This is a genomic window from Mycobacteriales bacterium (assembly GCA_035504215.1).
Classification (GTDB): Bacteria; Actinomycetota; Actinomycetes; order JAFAQI01; family JAFAQI01; genus DATAUK01.
In genome coordinates, this window is sequence record DATJSI010000117.1 from 1 (window position 1) to 4,115 (window position 4,115).

A 4,115-nucleotide genomic window follows, 5' to 3' on the forward strand; every position below is an offset into this window, starting at 1 on the left:
CCCGCCAGGCGGCTGCGCATCAGCCCCCGCGTCGTCAAACGCGCCCTGTCCAGATACAACGCCCGAGGCAAGATCGACCGCACCACCTACAAGGCCACCATCGCCATCGCCATCCTCACCGCTCCCTTGACACCGGGCGGCGAACCTTAACTAACCGGCCTTGTGGCTAACCCGGGCACGTTCGGCTACGGGACCTCGGTGTTCGACGAGGCCTACAACAGCTCGCCGGTGCTGAACCAGAACCTCACCGAGGCGAAGAAGCTGATCGCGCAGGCGGGCGTGGCGGGACAGACGATCACGATCGGTACGTCGAGCCAGCTGTCCAACATCTCGGCCGTGACCGGCGCCTACCAGCAGGCCGCGGAAGCGATCGGGCTAAAGGTCAAGCTGAAGTCGGTGTCTGCCAACAACTACATCAACTTCTTCACCGAGGCGAAGGCGCGCGCAGGGATCGACGGCTTCCTCACGGTGAACTACGGCGACTACTCCGACCCGGCCGCGTTGCTCGCGACGATCGTGCTTCCAGGGGGGTCGCAGAACTATGACAACTACAACGATCCCAAGGTCACCAACCTGCTGGAGACCGCGCGCAGCACGGCCGACCCCAACCAGCGGGCCAAGCTGGTGGCCCAGGCCGAGGAGATCACGGCGAAGACGCTGCCGTGGATCCCCGATGTGCAGCCCACGAGCATCCTGCTGATGCACAAGGGTCTGACCGGTGCGGTTGCGTCCTTCTCCTACATGTTCGCTCCCTGGGCGAACAGCCTGGGCGGGACCGGCAGCGGCTGATGCAGCTGCGCTTTTTCGCCCGCAGGCTGGCGATGCTCATCGCCAGCCTGCTGGTCGCCAGCTTCGTCATCTTCGCCGCGATGTACCTCGCTCCCGGCAACCCGGTCGCGGCGCTGTCCGGTGGCCGCCCGCTGCCGCCGAGCAGCCTGCGCATCCTCGACGCGCGATATCACCTCAACGACCCGTTCATCGCGCAGTACTGGTACTGGCTCAAGGGCGCGCTGCACGGCAACCTCGGCGTCTCGATCACCCTGCGCGAGAACGTGTCGACGCTCATCGCGTCCCGGGTCTGGACCACCGCCGGCCTGGTGCTCTACTCCTCGCTGATCATCCTGGTGATCGGGATCGGCCTCGGCGTGCTCGCCGGGCTGCGTCCCGGGCTCCTGGACACCAGTGCGCTGGTCGTCACCGCGATCTCGGCGGCGATCCCCGCCTTCGTCGCCGCGATCGCGCTGATCCTTGTCTTCGCGGTGAAGCTGGGGTGGTTCCCTGCGCTCGGCAACGGCACCAGCCTGCTCAGCAACATCAGGCACTTCACGCTTCCGGCGGTGGCGCTCGCGATCTCCTCGCTCGGCATCGTCGCCCGGGTGACTCGTGCAAGCGTGCGCGAGGAGAGCGGTCGCGAGCACGTCCAGACCGCGGTCAGCCGCGGCATCCCGGCCAGGCAGCTGATCCGCCGCCACATCCTGCGCAACGCCGCAATCCCGATCACGACGATCTCCGGCATCACGGTCGCATCGCTCATCGCGGTCGCGGCCGTGGTCGAGACCGCGTTCGGCCTCAACGGGCTGGGCGCCTACCTCGTCCAGTCCGCCGAGTCCAAGGATCTCGCGGTCGTGCAGGGAATCTCGCTCGTGCTGGTGCTCGCGTTCGTCGTCATCAACGTCCTTGTCGACCTGCTCTACGCGTTGCTCGACCCTCGGGTGTCGCTCGGCAGCCGCGCGCAATGACGACCGCACTGCCGGTACAGCTCACGGCGGTCCCGCGTGGTCGGGTGCTAGGGCGACTGCGTTCGACCGGCGTCGCCGGCATCGCGTCCGCGCTGGTGATCCTGGTGGCGCTCATCGCGGCGGTGTTCGGCAAGCTGCTCGCGCCGTACGACCCGAACCTGCCCAACCTGTCGCTGTCGTTCGTCGGCCCGACCTCGGGCCACCTGCTCGGCTACGACTACGAGGGCCGCGACGTGCTGTCGCGCCTGCTCGCCGGCGCGCAGACCTCAATGCTCGGACCGCTGGTCGTCGTCGTGATCAGCATCTCCCTTGGCGCCTTGCTGGCGGTGACGAGTGCCTGGCGACGTGGCGTGTTCGACTCTGTCATCTCCGCTGTTCTCGACATCCTGTTCGCATTCCCCGGGATCCTGCTCGCCGTCCTCGCGACTGCGGTCTTCGGGCCCGGCCTCACCGCGGCATCGCTCGCACTGTCGATCGCCTACATGCCGTACGTCGCACGCGTCCTGCGTGGGGCCGCGCTGCGCGAGCGAAGCCAGCCGTACGTCGCTGCGCTCGAGGTCCAGGGTGCGTCGGCGACCTCGATCTGCCTGCGCCACCTGATTCCGAACCTGTCGCCGCTGATCGTGGCGCAGGCGACCGTGACCTTCGGCTACGCGATGGTCGACCTGGCCGCGATCTCCTTCCTCGGACTCGGCGTGCAGCCGCCGACCGCGAACTGGGGCGTGATGATCTCGGAGAACCAGACCGGGATCGCCCAGGGTTATCCGTTGCCTGCTCTGGCGGCGGGGGCCTGCATCGTCGCCGTCGTCGTCGCGCTGAACATCCTCGGCGAGCGCTTGTTCGAGCAGGCCTGAGCCCGTGACGTCGAGCCGCCAGAAAGAGTCCGGCCAGCCGCTGCTCGAGCTGACCGATCTCACGGTGCGGCTCGACGTCGGCGGCGCCAAGCGCGCAGTGCTGACCGACGTCTCGCTTGCGGTCCGGCCCGGAGAGGCGCTGGGACTGGTCGGCGAGTCGGGCTCCGGCAAGTCGATGACCGCCCGAGCAATCGACCGGCTGCTGCCGCGCGGCGCCGCGGTCGAAGGTTCGATCCGCTTCGACAGCGATGACGTGATGAGACTGTCGGGCCCGCCGTTGCGCCGCTTCCGCAGCCAGGTCGCGATGATCTTCCAGGACCCTCGCGCGCACGTGAACCCGGTTCGGCGGATCGGCGACTTCATGACCGAGGCGCTGCGCACCAACCTCGGCGTCTCCGCCGATGACGCGCACCGGCAGGCCGCAGAAATGCTGGCACAGGTCGGTATCGACCACGGCGAGCGCCGGCTGCGGCAGTACCCACACGAGCTGTCGGGCGGCATGCTGCAGCGCGTAATGATCGCGAGCGCGCTGCTCACGAAGCCACGCCTGCTGCTCGCGGACGAGCCCACCACCGCGCTCGACGTGACCACCCAGGCCGAGGTGATGGCGATCCTCGACGAGCTGCGCCGGGACTTCGGGCTGGCGATGCTCTTCATCACCCATGACCTCGAGCTCGCCGCGGCGATCTGCGACCGAACTGCTGTCATGTATGCCGGTCGCATCGTCGAGGTCCGGGACTCCGCGCTCCTGCACAGCGACCCGCTGCATCCCTACACGGCCGCGCTTGCGGCCGCGCGGCCGGACATCGACCGTACGGCGCACCGGTTGCAGGCGATTCCGGGACGGCCGCTCTCGGCGTTCGAAGCACCGCCCGACGAGTGCGCGTTCGCGGTCCGCTGCCCGTACGCCGCCGACGAGTGTCGGGCCGCCGTGCCCGAGCTGATCGAGCTCGACGGCGGCACCACGCGCTGCGTGCGGGCGCCCGAGCTGCGCGGCCGGTTGGGGGTGGCTGCGCATGGCTGAGGCCGCGGTCCTCGCCGTCGGGGGGTTGCGCAAGGAGTTCGGCGACCTGGTCGCGGTCGATGACGTGTCATTCGAGCTGCCGGCCGGCCGGTCGCTGGCGATCGTGGGGGAGTCCGGTTCCGGCAAGACCACGATCGCCCGGATGATCGTCGGGCTGGAGCGCCCGACCGCTGGCACGATCCGTGCCTGCGGGGCGGACCGCTCGCGGCCGACCCGGTCGGCCAAGGACCGCCGCCGGCGCGGGCGCGAGGTGCAGATCGTCTTCCAGGACCCGTACACCAGCCTCGACCCGCGGCAGAGCGCGGAGGAGACGATCGACGAGGTGTTGCGGCTGCACCAGGGCTGGTCGGCCGAGCGCCGCAAACAGCGCATTGCCGAGCTGGTCGAGCTGGTCGGGCTCGACGAACGGCAGGCGCGAGCGTTGCCGCGCGCGCTGTCCGGCGGCCAGCGGCAGCGGGTCGCGATCGCGCGCGCGCTCGCGGCCGAACCGCAGGTCCT

Annotated in this window: 5 protein-coding genes; all 5 read left to right on the forward strand. The window is 69.4% G+C overall.

Going from position 1 to position 4,115, the window contains the following annotated elements; all coding sequences use genetic code 11:
- The first annotated feature begins 162 nt into the window (after positions 1-162).
- The gene (locus VME70_14010; protein HTW21314.1) at positions 163-789 is read left to right on the forward strand and encodes an ABC transporter substrate-binding protein; all 627 of its coding nucleotides are present in this window, start codon (positions 163-165) and stop codon (positions 787-789) included.
- Positions 789-1,739, forward strand: a complete 951-nt coding sequence (locus tag VME70_14015; protein ID HTW21315.1) for an ABC transporter permease — start codon at positions 789-791, stop codon at positions 1,737-1,739. The genes VME70_14010 and VME70_14015 overlap by 1 nt, the downstream gene beginning before the upstream one ends.
- Entirely contained in the window at positions 1,736-2,593 is an 858-nt protein-coding gene (locus VME70_14020) for an ABC transporter permease (protein HTW21316.1), read from the forward strand. Before VME70_14015 ends, VME70_14020 begins: the two co-directional genes overlap by 4 nt.
- A 4-nt stretch (positions 2,594-2,597) precedes the next feature.
- Positions 2,598-3,617 carry an ABC transporter ATP-binding protein gene (locus VME70_14025; protein ID HTW21317.1) on the forward strand — a complete coding sequence of 340 codons (1,020 nt, stop codon included), beginning with the start codon at positions 2,598-2,600 and terminating at the stop codon, positions 3,615-3,617.
- Positions 3,610-4,115: ATP-binding cassette domain-containing protein (locus VME70_14030; GenBank protein ID HTW21318.1), on the forward strand; the 506-nt coding region annotated here is incomplete at its 3' end. The genes VME70_14025 and VME70_14030, both read left to right, overlap by 8 nt.